Origin of the sequence: Meridianimarinicoccus sp. MJW13 (assembly GCF_014901205.1) — a bacterium.
Lineage (GTDB): Bacteria > Pseudomonadota > Alphaproteobacteria > Rhodobacterales > Rhodobacteraceae > Meridianimarinicoccus.
In genome coordinates this window covers 286,784-302,756 of sequence record NZ_JACNMU010000005.1, presented here as the reverse complement: position 1 = coordinate 302,756, position 15,973 = coordinate 286,784, and the positions used below count along the sequence as shown (strand labels likewise).

Here is a 15,973-nt window from a genome sequence, read left to right as displayed (position 1 = left end):
GCCAAGTCTGCCCGGTTCGAGTAGACTGGCGCAACCCGACCGGCCGCAGAGCCGCGCGAATACAGGCAGAATTCATGGACCCGATCGACTTCACGCTCTGGGCGCTGTTCGCCCGCGCCACCCTGACGGTGAAACTTGTCATGCTGCTGCTGCTGGCCGCCTCGGTCTACAGCTGGGCCATCATCATACAGAAGCATCTTGCGTTCCGCAGCGCCAAGCGCGCCGCGAAGAAATTCGACCGCGCCTTCTGGTCGGGCGAGCCGCTGGACGGGCTTTATTCCGACGTGGCCGACAAGCCGCGCAACGCGCCCGAGCGGATCTTCGTGGCCGGCATGACCGAATGGCAGCGCAGCTACAAGACCGACGGCGCGATGATCCCCGGCGCCTCGATGCGCATCGACCGCAACATGGATGTGGCCATCGCGCGCGAGGCCGAGCGTCTGAACGCGGGTCTGCCGTTCCTGGCCACCGTGGGCTCGACCGCGCCCTTCATCGGGCTGTTCGGCACGGTCTGGGGCATCATGCACAGTTTCGAACAGATCGCGGTCAGCCAGTCCACCAATCTTGCGGTGGTGGCGCCGGGCATCTCCGAGGCGCTGCTGGCCACCGGCATCGGCCTGCTGGCAGCCATCCCGGCGGTGATCTTCTACAACAAGCTGACATCCGAAAGCGCGCGGCTGGTGGGCGGCTACGAGGTGTTCGCCGATGAATTCGCCACGCTTCTGTCGCGCGAGAGTGCCTGAGCATGGGCGCCCAGCTTCTTGACGATGGCGGCCCCAGCGCCCGCAAGGGCCGGCGCCGCCGGGCGCGCTCTGCCGCGCCGATTTCCGAAATCAACGTCACGCCCTTCGTCGATGTCATGCTGGTGCTGCTGATCATCTTCATGGTGGCCGCGCCGCTGATGACCGTTGGCGTCCCGATCAAACTGCCTGAGACAGCGGCAACCCCGTTGCCGGCGCAGGACGAAGAACCGCTGACCATCACCATCGCCAGCGATGGCCGCCTGATGATCCAGACCACCGAGACCCCGGCCGACCAGCTGATCCCCAAGTTGCGTGCCATCGCCGCCGAACGCAGCGATGACCAGATCTACCTGCGCGCCGATGGCGGTATCGACTATGGCGTGGTCATGCAGGTCATGGGGGCGTTGAACGCTGCCGGTTTCGGCAAGATCGGGCTGGTGACGGATCCCGGCGGGCCCTTGCTGGACGGCACCTCTCCGGACGCCCAGTAGGGCCGATGCAGACCGGTCTCAAACTCTCGCTGGGCGGGCATGGGGCGCTGATCCTCGTGGCGCTGGTGGGCTGGCCCTTTGCCGGGCAGACCCCGCCCGAACCGCTGGGCGCGGTCGACGTGACCCTGATCGATGCCGCCGCCCTTAGCCCCGGCGCGCTGGTGGACACCCCGGCGCCGATCGAGGCTGCCTCGGCCCCCGAGATCCCTGCCGCCCCGGCCGCCGATACGCCGCCCGAGACACCGACGCCCTCCGATCCCGCGCCGGAGCCGGAGCCGCTGCCCGAGGCCGAGCCATTGCCCGATCTGCCCGCACCGCCGCCGGTGGACCGGGTCGCGCCCGTGCCGCAGCCGCAACTGCCCGAGGACCTGCCGGAAGCCCCCGAGCGGCAGGAGGCGGTGGAAGCCGTCCCCGATCCCGCCCCCGAGGCCGTTGAGGCCGAAGAGCAGGAGGCCACAGCCCCCGAAGCCGCCGCCCCCGAGATCGTAACCGAGGCTACAGAGACCGCGCTGGCGCCGGTCACCGTGCAGGTGCCGCGCCGCCGCCCGCCGCAGCCGGATCCGCAGCCCGATCCCGCGCCCGCCGACCCCGCCCCCGAACAGCCCGCTGCCCAAGACCCCGTCGCTGCAGCCCTGGCCGAGGCGCTGGCCGCGCCGGAAACCGAGGCCGAGACCGCCACGGCCCCCGCCGCCTCCGGCCCACCGCTGACGCAGGGCGAGCGGGAAGGACTGCGCGTGGCCGTGGGCCAATGCTGGAATTTTTCCTCGCTGGGCACCGATGCGGCCAAGGTCACGGTGGTGGTCGCGATGGAGATGGGGCTTGACGGACGCCCCTCGAACCTGCGGATGGTGTCGTACGAGGGGGGCGGGGAAACGGCGGCCCAGCAAGCCTATGAGACCGCGCGCCGCGCGATCCTGCGCTGTCAGCCGTTCGACCTGCCGCCCGAGAAGTATGACCAGTGGCAAACCATCGAGATGACCTTCAACCCCGAAAGGATGCGCCGCAAATGACCCGGACCCGTGTTCTGGCCGTTCTGGCCTCCACCCTTCTGACCCTGTTCTCCGCTCCGCTCCATGCCCAGACCGGGCAGGGACCACTCAGGATCGAGATCACAGAAGGCGTGATCGAGCCGCTGCCCATCGCCATCGCGCCCTTCGTGGTCGAGGGCAACGCCGCCCCGCAACTGGCGCGCGACATCACCGCCGTGGTGGCGTCGGATCTGGAGGGCAGCGGGCTGTTCCGGCCGATTTCCGAAACCGCCTTCATCTCGCAGGTCACCAATTTCAACGCGCCGGTGCAATACGCCGACTGGAAGGCGATCAATGCGCAGGGTCTGGTCGTCGGCGCAGTGACGGTGCAGGGCGACCGGATCACCGTGAAGTTCCGCCTGTTCGATACGTTTTCCGAGGCGCCCCTGGGCGAGGGGCTGCAATTCACCGGCACCGCCAATGCCTGGCGGCGGTTGGGTCACAAGGTCGCCGATCAGGTCTATTCGCGGATCACCGGCGAGGGCGGCTATTTCGACAGCCGCTTGGTCTTTGTCTCCGAAACCGGCCCAAAGAACGCCCGCCAGAAGCGGCTGGCGGTGATGGATTACGACGGCGAGAACCAGGGCTTTTTGACCGACAGCCAGACTCTGGTGCTGGCGCCGCGGATCTCGGCGGATGGCTCGGAAGTGCTCTATACCTCCTACGCCACGGGGTTTCCGCAAGTGACGCGGCTGGACACCCGGACGCTGGAAAGCCGCCCGCTGGAAGGCCAGCCCGAGGGCATGACCTTCTCGCCGCGCTATGCGCCGGACGGCAAAAGCGTGCTGTTCTCGATGGCCGTCGGCGGCAACACCGATATCTTCTCGCTGCCCCTGAGCGGTGGCGAGAGAAAACGCCTGACCACCGCCCCGTCGATCGAGACCGCGCCCAGCTATTCCCCGGACGGGTCGCAGATCGTCTTTGAATCCGACCGTTCCGGCAGCCCGCAACTGTACGTCATGCCGGCGGGCGGTGGGGAGCCGCGGCGGATTTCCTTCGGGCAGGGCCGCTATGGCACGCCGGTGTGGTCGCCGCGCGGCGATCTGATCGCCTTCACCAAGCAGAACCGGGGCCGGTTCCACATCGGCGTGATGCGGGTGGACGGCTCCGAGGAACGGCTGCTCACGGCCTCGTTCCTGGACGAGGGCCCGACCTGGGCGCCCAATGGCCGGGTGGTGATGTTCACCCGCGAAACCGCCGGCGCGGGGGGCGAGCCATCGCTCTATTCCGTAGATATCACCGGGCGCAACCTGCGGCGGGTCAAGACCCCCGGCGCGGCCTCGGACCCGGCCTGGTCGCCGCTTCTTGAATAACCTGCGCATTTGCATCCGCACCGCGCGCTGCTAGCCTGCCCGCCAAATGTCACCGCTTGATTTCAGGATCTGTCCCATGACCCGATTTGCCCGACTGCTTCCCCTTTGCGCACTGGTGGCGCTGGCCGCCTGTTCCGATCCGTTTGGCGGCTCGGGCACGGGGCAGACCGCCGCGCCGGGCAGCACCGCCGACCCAAGCTCGGTGGCCTATTTCCAGCAGACCGTGGGTGACCGCGTGCTGTTTCCGGTCGATCAGGCGGTGCTGACCGACGGCGCCCGTGCCACGGTGAACCAGCAGGCCAAATGGCTGACTGCCAACGGGGCCTATACCGCCGTGGTCGAAGGCCACGCCGATGAACAGGGCACGCGGGAATACAACCTGGCCCTGGGCGCCCGCCGCGCCACCGCCGTGCGTGACCAGCTGGTCGAGGCCGGGGTTGCACCGGGCCGCATTCGGACCCTGACCTATGGCAAGGAACGCCCGCTGGAGGTCTGTTCGGAAGAGGCCTGCTATGAGAAAAACCGCCGCGCCGTCACGGTGCTGACCGCCGGGGGCACCTCATGATCCGCGCCTTCGCGCTGGCCCTGATCCTCTGGCCCGGCGTGCTGCTGGCCCAGGATCGGGCGGCAACGCTGGCCGACATCCGCCAGCATCTGACCGTGCTGAAGGTCGAGATCGACAGCCTGCAGCGCGAATTGTCCACCACCGGCACCGCCATGGGCGGCAGCGGGCTGGGGCAGGGGCCGCTGGCCCGGCTGGACGCGATCGAGGCCGAGTTGCAGCGCCTGACCGCCCAGAGCGAGGAAATGGTGCATCGCATCGACCGCATCGTGCAGGACGGCACCAACCGCATCGGCGATCTGGAGTTTCGCCTGACCGAGTTGGAAGGCGGCGATCTGGGCGCCGTGGGCCAGACCCCGCCGCTGGGCGGCGAACTGCCCCTGCCCAACGATCCGGTGCCGCCGCCCGCCGAAGTCGAACTGGCGGTGGGCGAGCAGGCCGATTTCGACGCCGCGCTGAAGCTGGCCAAGGAGGGCACCCCCGCCGATGCCTATGAAGCGCTGAACCGTTTCGTGGACACCTATCCGCGCAGCCCGCTGGCCGCCGAAGCGCAACTGTTCCGGGGCGATGCGCTGGCGGCCCTTGGCAATCCCACGCAGGCGGGGCGCGCCTATCTGGAAAGCTACACGCTGGCCGAGTTGGAAAACCCCGGCCTTGCCGCCGAGGCGCTGTTCAAGCTGGGCGATACGCTGGCCGGGCTGGGCCAAACGCCTGAGGCCTGCATCACCCTGGGCCAGGTCGTGGCCGGGTTTCCGGGCACCACGGCGGCCACACAGGCCGAAACGCGGTTGAGCGGCCTGAGCTGCTCGTGACACCAGCGGCGCGGCTGGCGGCGGCGCTGGCGGCGCTGCCGCAGGGCGCGCCGCAACGGATCGGCGTGGCGGTCTCGGGCGGCGGCGATTCCATGGCGCTGCTGCATCTGCTGGCCGACTGGGCGCGCGGGCATCCCTGCGACCTTGCTGTGGTCACCGTGGATCACGGGTTGCGCCCCGAAGCCGCCGAAGAGGCCGCACTGGTGCAGCAGACCGCCCGCAATTTGAGCCTTCCCCATGACATCCTGCGCTGGACCGACGCAGACGGCGACAGCGGCAATCTGGCGGCGCGCGCCCGCACCGCGCGGCTGGACCTGATCGCCGGCTGGGCCCGGCAGCGCGGCATCCCGCAGGTGGCGCTGGCCCACACCCGCGACGATCAGGCGGAAACCGTGCTGTTGCGGCTGGCGCGCGGCTCGGGCGTTGACGGGCTGTCGGCGATGGCGCCAAGCCGTCCCGATGCGGCGCGGGGTGTCACATGGCTGCGCCCGCTGTTGCAGGTCCGGCGGGACGAATTGCGGGATGAACTGACCCGGCGCGATCAGCCCTGGGCGGAAGATCCCAGCAATGCCGATCGTCGCTTCGACCGGGTGCGGGCGCGGGCGCTGCTGGCCGATCCGCCGCTGCCGGGGCTGGAGGTCGATCGGCTGGCCGAAACCGCCACCCGTATGGCCGCTGCCCGCGCGGTTCTGGCGGATCTGGCCGTCACGGCGGCCGAACGGCTGGCCGGATCTGAGGCCGGGGTGCTGCATCTTGACGCCGCCGGACTGGCGGGGTTGCCCGACGAGACCCGCTGGCGGCTGCTCTCCGGGGCGCTGTGCACCCTGGCTGGCACCGCCTACCGCCCCCGCCTGTCGGCCCTGCAACAGGCCGAGGCACAGGCGACCGCGGGCAGGGTTGCGACGCTGCACGGCTGCCTTCTGGTGCCGGCGCGCGGGCGTCTGTGGATCACCCGCGAACCCGCCGCCCTGGCCCCCGAACCGCTGCCGGTCGGCCTGTGGGATGGCCGCTGGAAGATCGAAGGGGCTTTCGACCCGGAGATCACCGTCGCGCCACTGGGCGAACCCGGCCTTGCGCGCTTCCCGCAATGGCGCGAAATGGGGCTTCCCTTCGCCGTGGCGCAGGCGCTTCCGGGCCTGTGGTGGGACGGCGATCTGCTGGCCGCGCCGGCGGTTCCGGGGGCCCGGACAGGGGCGCCTCAATGGCGCGCTACGGCCCAATCAAGGGTCTCTGCGTTCGCTGCAGTGCTGAAACCTGATTGAACTGGCGCGTGGGTTCCTTATCTTAAGGGGAAGACTTGCGGCCATTGCCGCATCCACAAAGGAGATCCCCTTGGGAAACGCTCGTAATATCGCCTTCTGGGTGGTGCTGTTCCTGCTGATTCTTGCGCTGTTCAACCTGTTCTCGGGTGGCCAGTCGACGATGTCGTCGCGGTCGATCAGCTATTCCGACTTCGTGCAGGCCGTCGAAAACAAAGAGGTCAGCTCTGTCACCCTGGATGGCGAGAAGGTTCTGTTCCGCGGCAACGACGGGCAGGACTACGTCACGATCGTGCCCCAGGGCAGCCAGGTCGCAGACATGCTGATCGTCAACGAAGTGGCCGTCAGCGCGCGCCCGCAGGAACAGTCGGGCTTTACCACCCTGCTGATGACGTTCCTGCCATTCCTGCTGCTGATCGGCGTCTGGATCTATTTCATGAACCGGATGCAGGGCGGCGGACGCGGCGGGGCCATGGGCTTTGGCAAATCCAAGGCCAAGCTTCTGACCGAAAAGCACGGACGCGTCACCTTCGACGATGTGGCGGGCATCGACGAGGCCAAGGAAGAACTGGAAGAAATCGTCGAATTCCTGCGCAATCCGCAGAAATTTTCCCGTCTGGGCGGCAAAATTCCGAAAGGCGCCCTTCTGGTCGGCCCTCCGGGCACCGGTAAGACGCTGCTGGCGCGGGCCATCGCAGGCGAAGCGGGCGTGCCCTTCTTCACCATTTCGGGCTCGGATTTCGTGGAAATGTTCGTCGGTGTCGGCGCGTCGCGTGTGCGTGACATGTTCGAACAGGCCAAGAAAAACGCCCCCTGCATCGTCTTCATCGACGAGATCGACGCCGTGGGCCGGTCCCGTGGCGTGGGCTATGGCGGCGGCAACGACGAGCGGGAACAGACCCTGAACCAGCTGCTGGTCGAGATGGACGGCTTTGAAGCCAACGAGGGCATCATCATCGTCGCGGCCACCAACCGGCCTGACGTTCTGGACCCGGCGCTGCTGCGCCCCGGCCGCTTCGACCGCCAGGTGCAGGTGCCCAATCCCGACATCAAGGGCCGTGAGAAGATCCTGGGCGTTCACGCCCGCAAGGTACCGCTGGGCCCCGACGTGGATCTGCGCATCATCGCGCGCGGCACGCCGGGCTTCTCGGGCGCCGATCTGGCGAACCTTGTAAACGAATCAGCCCTGATGGCGGCGCGCATCGGACGGCGTTTCGTGACCATGGAAGATTTCGAAAGCGCCAAGGACAAGGTGATGATGGGGGCCGAGCGCCGATCCATGGTCATGAGCGAGGATGAAAAGAAGCTGACCGCCTATCACGAAGCTGGGCACGCGGTGGTGGGGCTTCATGTTCCGCAGCATGATCCGATCCACAAGGCGACGATCATTCCGCGCGGCCGGGCATTGGGTCTGGTCATGTCGCTGCCGGAACGGGACCAGTTGAGCGTCACCTACACCAAGTACAAGTCCAAGATCGCCATGGCGATGGGCGGCAAGGTGGCCGAGGAACTGATCTTCGGGAAGGAAAACGTGACCTCGGGCGCGGCTTCGGACATTCAGCAGGTGTCGCGTATTGCGCGGGCCATGGTCACGCAGTTCGGCTTTTCGGACGACCTGGGCAACATCGACTATGCCAACGAACAGGAAAGCTTCCTGGGCCCCTATCAGGGCCAGTCGAACGTGTCGCCGGAAACCCAGCGGCGGATCGACGAGGAAGTGCGCAAGCTGGTGGACGAAGGCTATGAGGAGGCCAAGCGCATCCTGACCGAACATGCCGAAGAGCATCATCGTCTGGCCGAAGCGCTGCTGGAATACGAAACCCTCACCGGGTCCGAGATCACCAAGGCGATGGCGGGCGAGCCGCTGAACCGGGGCGAGGATGACGACGACACGCCTTCGGGCAATGCGCCGTCGATCACCGCCATTCCCAAGACCAAGCCGCGCAACAAGCCCGGCGGCGAGAACGGGATGGAGCCTGAACCCTCCAGCTGATCGACGCCGGATCCCGAAATTCGACCCCTCGCTGCCCTGCCGGGCCGCGGGGGGTCTTTTTTTTGCGCCGGCGCCGGGCGTGGCGGGCAATTCTGGCGCATCCCAATTTCGCCATGTCGGAAATGTACTTCCGTGCTGGATGCCAGTGGCTCTATGGTTGGACGCAAGGGCGCGCATGCGCCGGAGTGATCAGGGCGGAGAACAGGACATGGGTTTCAAGACCGACATCGAAATCGCACGGGAAGCCAGCAAGAAACCCATTCAGGAGATCGGGGCAGGGCTTGGCATTCCCGAGACCAGTCTGATCCCCTTCGGCCACGACAAGGCCAAGGTCGCGGCGGACTTCATCGCCGGGGTACATGACCGCCCGAACGGCAAGCTGATCCTCGTCACCGCCATCAACCCGACACCGGCGGGCGAGGGCAAGACCACCACCACCGTGGGACTGGGAGACGGGCTGAACGCCATCGGCAAGAAGGCGGCGATCTGCATCCGTGAAGCCTCGTTGGGACCGTGTTTCGGGATGAAGGGCGGCGCGGCGGGCGGCGGCTATGCACAGGTCGTGCCGATGGAGGACATGAACCTGCATTTCACCGGCGATTTCCATGCCATCACCTCGGCCCACAACTTGCTGTCAGCGATGATCGACAACCACATCTACTGGGGCAACAAGCTGGCGATCGACGAACGCCGGGTGGTCTGGCGCCGGGTCATGGACATGAACGACCGGGCGCTGCGGGACATCGTGACCTCGCTGGGTGGGGTCTCGAACGGCTTTCCGCGCCAGACCGGGTTCGACATCACCGTGGCCTCGGAAGTCATGGCGATCCTGTGCCTGGCCACCGATCTGGACGATCTGCAGCGGCGGCTGGGCGACATCATCGTCGCCTATACCCGCGACCGCACGCCGATCTACTGCCGTGATATCAAGGCCGATGGCGCGATGACGGTGCTGTTGCAGCAAGCCATGCAGCCGAACCTCGTGCAGACCCTGGAAAACAACCCGGCCTTCGTCCATGGCGGCCCGTTTGCCAATATCGCCCATGGCTGCAACTCGGTCGTGGCCACGACCACGGCACTGAAACTGGCGGACTACGTGGTGACCGAGGCGGGGTTCGGCGCCGACCTGGGGGCCGAGAAATTCATGAACATCAAGTGCCGCAAGGCCGGGCTGGCACCCGATTGCGTGGTGCTGGTGGCGACGGTGCGGGCCATGAAGATGAACGGCGGTGTGGCCAAGGCCGACCTGGGGGCCGAAAACGTCGCGGCCGTCAAGGCGGGTTGCGCCAACCTGGGCCGTCACATCGGCAACCTGAAATCCTTCGGCGTGCCGGTGGTGGTGGCGATCAACCATTTCACCGGCGATACCGAGGCCGAGGTGCAGGCCGTGCTGGACTTCGTCAACACCCAAGGCTCCGAGGCGCATGTGTGCAAGCATTGGGCCGAGGGTTCGGCCGGAATCACCGAGCTGGCAAAGCGGGTGGCCCAGGTTGCTGACAGCGGCGTGTCGCAATTCTCGCCGCTCTATCCTGACGACATGCGCCTGTTCCAGAAGATCGAAACCATCGCCAAGCGCATCTATCGTGCCGACGAGGTGATGGCCGACAAGAAGATCCGCGACCAGTTGCGTGTCTGGGAAGACGCCGGGTTCGGAAACCTCCCGGTCTGCATGGCCAAGACCCAGTACAGCTTCTCGACCGATCCGAACCTGCGCGGCGCGCCCACCGGCCATTCGCTGCCGGTGCGCGAGGTGCGGCTGTCCGCCGGGGCCGGGTTCATCGTGGTCATCTGCGGCGAGATCATGACCATGCCGGGCCTGCCCAGCGTGCCAAGCGCCGAGGCCATCATGCTGAACGATGCCGGCCAGATCGACGGGCTGTTCTGAGCGATTTGGCCGGTGGTACGTCGGTGGGGAGCGTTGTAGAACCGGGCAGAAGCCAGTTTCGGAGCGCTGACCCCATGCAAGACCCTGCCGACTGCCAGACCATGACCGAGCTGCGGGTGGTCATCGACGGGCTGGACCGCGAGCTTGTGCAACTGCTGGCGCGGCGGCAGGCCTGTATTGATCGCGCCATCGCGCTGAAACCTGCCGAGGGTTTGCCCGCCCGCATTCCCGACCGGGTCGAGGACGTGGTGTCCAAGGTGCGGGCCGAGGCCACGCGCAACGGGGTCGATCCCGATCTGCTGGAGGCGCTCTGGCGGCAGTTGATCGACTGGTCGATTGCCCGCGAGGCCCGGGTTCTGGGCGGCGACGCGGGCTGAAAGTGTACGGGCGCCGGGCGACCCCGACGCTTTTGGACGCGGGCCGGACTGAGGCCGGCGGTGGCGAGAAAGGGACGCAAGATGGCAGCGACGATCATCGACGGCAAGGCTTTTGCGGCCAAGGTCAGGGGCCAGGTGGCCGAGCATGTGACACGGCTGAAAGAGGTTCACGGTCTGACCCCCGGTCTGGCCGTCGTGCTGGTGGGGGAAGATCCTGCAAGCCAGGTCTATGTGCGCTCCAAGGGCAAGCAGACGGTGGAGGTCGGGATGGCCTCTTTCGAACACAGGCTGCCGGCCGAGACCGATCAGGAGACCCTGATGGCGCTGGTCGCGCAGTTGAACACCGACACCTCGGTGCATGGCATTCTGGTGCAATTGCCGCTGCCGGCGCATCTGGACGAAGAGGCGGTGCTGAACGCCATCAATCCGGCCAAGGACGTGGACGGATTCCATATCTCGAACGTGGGGCTGCTGGGCACCGGGCAGAAAGCGATGGTGCCCTGCACGCCGCTGGGGTGCCTGATGATGCTGCGCGAACATCACGGATCGCTGTCGGGGATGGACGCGGTGGTGATCGGCCGCTCGAACATCGTCGGCAAGCCGATGGCGCAATTGCTGCTGGGTGACAGTTGCACGGTGACCATCGCGCATTCGCGCACCAAGGATCTGCCCGATGTGGTGCGCCGCGCCGATATCGTGGTTGCCGCCGTGGGCCGCCCCGAGATGGTGCCGGGTGACTGGATCAAGCCCGGCGCCAGCGTGATCGACGTCGGCATCAACCGCGTGCCTGCTCCGGGGAAGAGCGAAGGCAACACCCGGCTGGTGGGTGACTGCCAGTTCGACAGCTGCGCCGAGGTTGCCGGGGCGATCACCCCGGTGCCGGGCGGGGTCGGGCCGATGACCATCGCCTGCCTGCTGGCCAACACCCTGACCGCGACTTGCCGGGCCGCGGGCTTGCCCGAGCCCGAGGGGCTGACCGCCTGAGCCTGTGGCGTTGTTGGCCCGCTTTGGTCGGGGTGCGGAGTGTCTGGTGGGCCGAGGTGCCTCCGGCGGGAGTATTTTTGCCAAGAAGAAAGTGTAGGGCGGACGCGCGTCAGGCTGGCGGCACCGGGATCATGGTGCCTTGCAGCAGAGCGATTTCGACCGTGCTGCCGTCCTCGCGCAGGGCGGCCACGCTGGCCTGTACCACGGTGAGCCGGCGGCCCGCGCGGATGACCTTGCCGGTGGCAATCAGGGCCTTGCCGCGCGCCGGGGCGAGCAGGTTGATCTTCATCTCGACCGTCATCACCTCGCTGCCTTCGGGCAGAATGCCGAGGGCCGCATAGCCGGCCGCGCTGTCGCCAAGCGCGAAGGTCAGCCCGGCATGGCCGTGCCCGTGCTGCTGCAGCGCCGTCGGCAGGATCGGCGCGGTGATTTCGCAGTGGCCGGGGGCGAGGCCGGTCAGCTGCGCGCCAAAGTTCTGCATCAGGGTCTGGCGAACGAAGCTGGCGCGGATCGCCTCTGCGACGGCCGGGGGCAGGGTGGTGGTCATGCGGGGCAAGCCTTCTGTTTGTGGCGGGGCATGGGAACGGCATGGGCGGCGCTGCCGGTCAGGATGGCGCGGGCGTCGGGGCCCATCAATTGCTCCAGTTCCGGCGCGGTGCTGGGCAGGCCGCCGGTGTAGGTGCCGAAGGCCGGCATGATGATCCGGACGCTGTCGACCAGAAAGCAGCGCCGCGAAACCGACGTGCCGCGCAGCCCCAGCCGGGCCTTGGGATGGTAATGGCCCGAGACCTCGCCAGTGGCCGGGGTGGCGATATGGCGAAAGCTGAGGGAGCCGAGGCTGGTTTCGGCACGATGGGTGCCGGGCAGGTCCAGCGGGCCTGGGTCGTGGTTGCCCTCGACCCAGGTCCAGTCGCGCCCGGCGATCAGGCGGGTGAGCCAGAGGGTGAGATATTCTTCCAGATCCCGCGCCGCGGTGCGGTCGTCGAAACTGTCGCCCAGGCAGATCACCCGGCGGGCGCCGGTGCGGTCCAGCTCGGTTTCCAGCCGTGCCAGCGTGTCGTGGCTTTCATAGGGCGGCAGCATCGAGCCGCCGCGCCGCGCGATGCGGTCGGATTTGCCAAGATGCAGGTCCGAGACCACCAGCAGGTGTTCGGCGGGCCACCAGAGCGCGCCAGACGGCCGGGCGCGCAGGGCCGCGCCATGGAAGGAGAAGTGATGATCGTTCATGCTTCGTTCTGACATCGGCGCAGGGTCTTGTGCAAGAGATTCGATGTGCTCACGGCACCAGCCCCGCCGCGCTGAGCAGCTTCTCGGCCTCGCTGGCCAGCAGCCGGTCCTGCGCGGCGCCCTGCACCGGCACCTTGCCAACCTCCAGCAGCAAGGGGGCTGCCAGCGGGGTGATCCGGTCCAGCATGCGATGGTCGATACGACCGTGCGTGCGCGCGATCATCTCCTCGATACGGCCGAAGTCCACCAACCCGCGCAGGGCCTCTTCACGGGTGATTTGCATCAGAAGATGGTCGGGGTCGTATTTTTGCAGGGTATCGTACAGGATATCGGACGAAAATGTCGCCTGCCTGCCGGATTTTCGCTGTCCCATGGTCTGGCGGTCGATCAGGCCCGAGATCACCGCACTGGCCTTGAAGGTGCGTTTCATCACCGCGTTGCCCGCCAGCCAGGTCTCGAACCCAGCGCGCAGGTTGTCGCCCTGAAACAGCGGGGCGGGGTCGGTCAGCGGATCCAGCCCCCAGATCAGCACCGCGTAGTCGCTGGCGACAAAGCCCATGGGAGCGAGGCCCATGGCCTCCATCCGGCCGGTCAGCAGCAGGCCCAGCGTCTGCATGGCGTTGCGCCCGGCGAAGCCGTAGACGCAGGTATGGGCGCGGCCATCATGGGGGAAGCTCTCGATCAGCAGGCGATCGGCCTCGGGCAGGGCCGAGACCTGCCGTTGCAGGGCCAGCCATTGCGCGGTGTGAGCCGGCAGTTCGGGCCAGTCGGCCTGCCGGAACATGGACAGGATGCGGGCCGACAACTGGGTCGAGGTGGCGAATTTCGTGCCCGAGAAGACCGCCAGCTTCGGCTTGCGCCCGTCGCCGCGGCTGACCTCGACCACCATTTCGCGCAGCCCTTCATAGCGCACGGTGCGCCCGCCGATCAGGAAGGTGTCGCCGGGGGTGAGGGTGGCGGCAAAGGCCTCTTCGACCTCGCCCAGCGGCGGGCCGCCGCGGCTGTGCCGGAAGCGCACCTTCAGGGTGTCGGTATCCTGGATGGTGCCGATGTTCATGCGGATCTGGCGGGCGGCGCGGGGGTCACGCAGTTGCCAGTGCCCATCGGGGCGTTGTTGCAGACGCTGCCAGCGGTCATAGGCGCGCAGGGCGTAGCCGCCGGTGGCGCAGAATTCCAGGCAGGCGTCGAATTCGGGCCGGGTCAGATCGGCATAGGGGCCGGCGCGGGTGACTTCTGTATACAGGGCATCGGCGTCGAAGGGGCCCGCGCAGGCCACGATCAGGATCTGCTGGCACAGAACGTCGCGCGGGCCGCGTCCGCGCGGGTCGCCGTCCAGATCATGGTCGCGTACGGCGGCCAGTGCGGCCTGGCATTCCACCACCTCGAACCGGTTGGCGGGCACCAGCCGCGCCTTTGACGGCGCGTTGTAGCGGTGGTTGGCGCGCCCAATCCGCTGCACCAGTCGCTTGACGTTCTTGGGGGCACCGATCTGGATCACCAGATCCACGTCGCCCCAGTCGATCCCAAGATCGAGCGAGCCGGTGCAGACGATGGCCCGAAGCGCCCCGGCGGCCATGGCGGCCTCGACCTTCTGGCGCTGTTCGCGGGCCAGCGAGCCGTGATGGATGCCGATGGGCAGGCCGTCGTCATTGGCCAGCCACAGGTGGTGAAAGAAGATCTCCGCCTGCGCGCGGGTGTTGTGAAAGATCAGCGTCGTTTTATGCGCCTTCACCGCTGCCAGCACCTGCGGGATGGCATAGCGCCCGCCACCGCCCGCCCAGGGCGGGGCCTCGGGCAGATCCAGCATGGCGATATCCGGATCGGGGCCGGGATCGGCGGTCAGGATCTCGCAGGGTTGCGGATGCGCGGCCAAGAAGCGGCCAATGGCGGCGGGATCCTCGACCGTGGCCGACAGGCCGACCCGGCGCAGGTCCGGACAGAGGCTTTGCAGCCGGGCCAGACCCAGCATCAACTGGTCGCCGCGTTTCGATTCGGCCAGGGCATGGATTTCGTCCACGATCACCCGTTGCAGCCCGGCAAAGATGCGCGGGGCGTCCTCGTAGGACAGCATTACCGCAAGGCTTTCAGGTGTGGTCAGCAGGATATGCGGCGGGTCGGCGCGCTGTCGCCTTTTCTGCATGGCGGTGGTGTCACCGGTGCGATCCTCGACCCGGATCGGCAGGTCAGCTTCGGTGATCGGCGTGGTCAGGTTGCGCTTGATGTCGGCGGCCAGCGCCTTGAGCGGCGAGACATAGAGCGTGTGCAGGCCGGTGCGCGGGGCTTGGGTCAACTCGGCCAGTGTGGGCAGAAACCCGGCCAGCGTCTTGCCGCCGCCGGTGGGGGCGACCAGCAGCAGGGCAGGGTCTGACGCCTGTGCCAGCATGCGCGCCTGATGCGGATGCAGGGTCCAGCCGCGTTTACCAAACCATGACGTTAACGGGGCGGGCAGCATGTCCGGCGCCTTTTGGTAAGACAGTCACAACCCTTGCACCCTAACCCTGAGACCGGGTGATGCGCGAGATGCGGCGGGGGCCGACGCGCAGAAAGGTGGGACAATGTTCGGGATCAGGGGATCCATGGGTCAGCGCGTGCCGCTGCCGCTGGTGGTGGATGTGGATGGCGCGCTGTTGCAGCGGGGGCTGTGTGACAGCATCCTGCGCACCACCCTGCGCCGCGCGCCGTGGATGACGCGCCGCCATTGGCACGGGCGGCGCGCCGATCTGACGGCGATCACACTGGCCGAGGCGCTGCCCGATCTCGAGGTGCCGGTCGCGCTGAACCGGGACCTGCTGTCGCAGATCGCCGTGCATCAAAGGCTGGGCGGGACCACCTACCTGATGGGGCAGGCGCAGGCCGGAATGCTGGCGGCGCTGGCCGATTTCCTTGGGATCGAGGCGCAGGTGCTGGGATCGGATGCCGACATGCCGCTGGACCGGACCCGGCAGGCGCATCTGCTGCCCGCGCTGTTCGGATCGAAAGGCTTTATCCTGATTGGCGGGCGGCGCAGCGGGGAGGCGCTGTGCCTTGCCGCGCGCGAATGCTGGATGGTGGGCGGCGCGCCGCGCATGAAGCGGCGGCTGCGCACCCACGGCGGCCGGATGACCCTGTTGCCGCCGCCGCTGTGGCTGCCGTTGCAGGTGCCCATGGCCATGATCGCCGGGCAGGGCGCGACTGACTGCGGGCCAAACCTTGGGCAGTTGGCGTCACGCGCGGTCTGGATGCGCGAAACGGAAAAGACGCGCCCGGCAAGGGGCGCGTCCGAAACGCAGGCCGGGGCGGATGCCCGCCGCCGGGCCTGA

The 15,973-nt window shown here is 67.6% G+C and carries 15 protein-coding genes; 12 read left to right on the top strand and 3 right to left on the bottom strand.

The window, feature by feature from the left end; all coding sequences use genetic code 11:
• Positions 1–74: 74 nt before the first annotated feature.
• The 11 genes from tolQ to folD all read left to right on the top strand — a co-directional run bounded on the left by tolQ (position 75) and on the right by folD (position 11,447).
• Positions 75–743 carry a protein TolQ gene (gene tolQ, locus H8B03_RS11205; RefSeq protein WP_193141832.1) on the top strand — a complete coding sequence of 223 codons (669 nt, stop codon included), beginning with the start codon at positions 75–77 and terminating at the stop codon, positions 741–743.
• 2 nt (positions 744–745) lie between these two features.
• The gene (gene tolR / locus H8B03_RS11200) at positions 746–1,234 is read left to right on the top strand and encodes a protein TolR (protein ID WP_193141831.1); all 489 of its coding nucleotides are present in this window, start codon (positions 746–748) and stop codon (positions 1,232–1,234) included.
• A 5-nt stretch (positions 1,235–1,239) separates the two neighbouring features.
• Positions 1,240–2,244 (top strand): hypothetical protein, encoded by a 1,005-nt coding sequence (locus H8B03_RS11195; RefSeq protein ID WP_193141830.1) that lies wholly within the window; start codon positions 1,240–1,242, stop codon positions 2,242–2,244.
• Complete coding sequence (gene tolB, locus H8B03_RS11190; protein WP_193141829.1) at positions 2,241–3,575, top strand: Tol-Pal system beta propeller repeat protein TolB; 1,335 nt, start codon at positions 2,241–2,243, stop codon at positions 3,573–3,575. The genes H8B03_RS11195 and tolB overlap by 4 nt, the downstream gene beginning before the upstream one ends.
• Positions 3,576–3,651: 76 nt before the next feature.
• Positions 3,652–4,140 carry a peptidoglycan-associated lipoprotein Pal gene (gene pal / locus H8B03_RS11185; protein WP_193141828.1) on the top strand — a complete coding sequence of 163 codons (489 nt, stop codon included), beginning with the start codon at positions 3,652–3,654 and terminating at the stop codon, positions 4,138–4,140.
• Complete coding sequence (locus tag H8B03_RS11180; RefSeq protein ID WP_193141827.1) at positions 4,137–4,949, top strand: tetratricopeptide repeat protein; 813 nt, start codon at positions 4,137–4,139, stop codon at positions 4,947–4,949. Before pal ends, H8B03_RS11180 begins: the two co-directional genes overlap by 4 nt.
• Positions 4,946–6,211: a tRNA lysidine(34) synthetase TilS gene (gene tilS, locus H8B03_RS11175; RefSeq protein WP_193141826.1), complete on the top strand. Its 1,266-nt coding sequence runs from the start codon at positions 4,946–4,948 to the stop codon at positions 6,209–6,211. Before H8B03_RS11180 ends, tilS begins: the two co-directional genes overlap by 4 nt.
• A gap of 70 nt (positions 6,212–6,281) precedes the next feature.
• Entirely contained in the window at positions 6,282–8,201 is a 1,920-nt protein-coding gene (gene ftsH, locus H8B03_RS11170; RefSeq protein ID WP_193141825.1) for an ATP-dependent zinc metalloprotease FtsH, read from the top strand.
• Between the two features lie 208 nt (positions 8,202–8,409).
• On the top strand, positions 8,410–10,086 hold the full coding sequence (locus H8B03_RS11165; RefSeq protein WP_193141824.1) for a formate--tetrahydrofolate ligase: 1,677 nt from the start codon (positions 8,410–8,412) through the stop codon (positions 10,084–10,086).
• A gap of 74 nt (positions 10,087–10,160) precedes the next feature.
• Positions 10,161–10,463: a chorismate mutase gene (locus tag H8B03_RS11160; protein ID WP_193141823.1), complete on the top strand. Its 303-nt coding sequence runs from the start codon at positions 10,161–10,163 to the stop codon at positions 10,461–10,463.
• An 81-nt stretch (positions 10,464–10,544) separates the two neighbouring features.
• Positions 10,545–11,447, top strand: coding sequence for a bifunctional methylenetetrahydrofolate dehydrogenase/methenyltetrahydrofolate cyclohydrolase FolD (folD, locus tag H8B03_RS11155; RefSeq protein ID WP_193141822.1), 903 nt, complete (start codon positions 10,545–10,547; stop codon positions 11,445–11,447).
• Between the two features lie 109 nt (positions 11,448–11,556).
• On the opposite strand, the gene H8B03_RS11150 is transcribed toward folD, so the two are convergent.
• The 3 genes from H8B03_RS11150 to H8B03_RS11140 are packed head-to-tail and all read right to left on the bottom strand — an operon-like array spanning position 11,557 to position 15,126.
• Positions 11,557–11,994 carry a PaaI family thioesterase gene (locus H8B03_RS11150; RefSeq protein WP_193141821.1) on the bottom strand — a complete coding sequence of 146 codons (438 nt, stop codon included), beginning with the start codon at positions 11,992–11,994 and terminating at the stop codon, positions 11,557–11,559.
• Positions 11,991–12,674, bottom strand: coding sequence for a ligase-associated DNA damage response endonuclease PdeM (gene pdeM, locus H8B03_RS11145; protein ID WP_193141820.1), 684 nt, complete (start codon positions 12,672–12,674; stop codon positions 11,991–11,993). The genes H8B03_RS11150 and pdeM overlap by 4 nt, the downstream gene beginning before the upstream one ends.
• Before the next feature lie 49 nt (positions 12,675–12,723).
• Positions 12,724–15,126: a ligase-associated DNA damage response DEXH box helicase gene (locus H8B03_RS11140; RefSeq protein WP_193141819.1), complete on the bottom strand. Its 2,403-nt coding sequence runs from the start codon at positions 15,124–15,126 to the stop codon at positions 12,724–12,726.
• Positions 15,127–15,229: 103 nt separating this feature from the next.
• Here H8B03_RS11140 and H8B03_RS11135 point away from each other — a divergent pair, with 103 nt between their 5' ends.
• A complete protein-coding gene (locus H8B03_RS11135) occupies positions 15,230–15,973 on the top strand; it encodes a hypothetical protein (RefSeq protein WP_193141818.1) in 744 nt (247 codons plus the stop codon).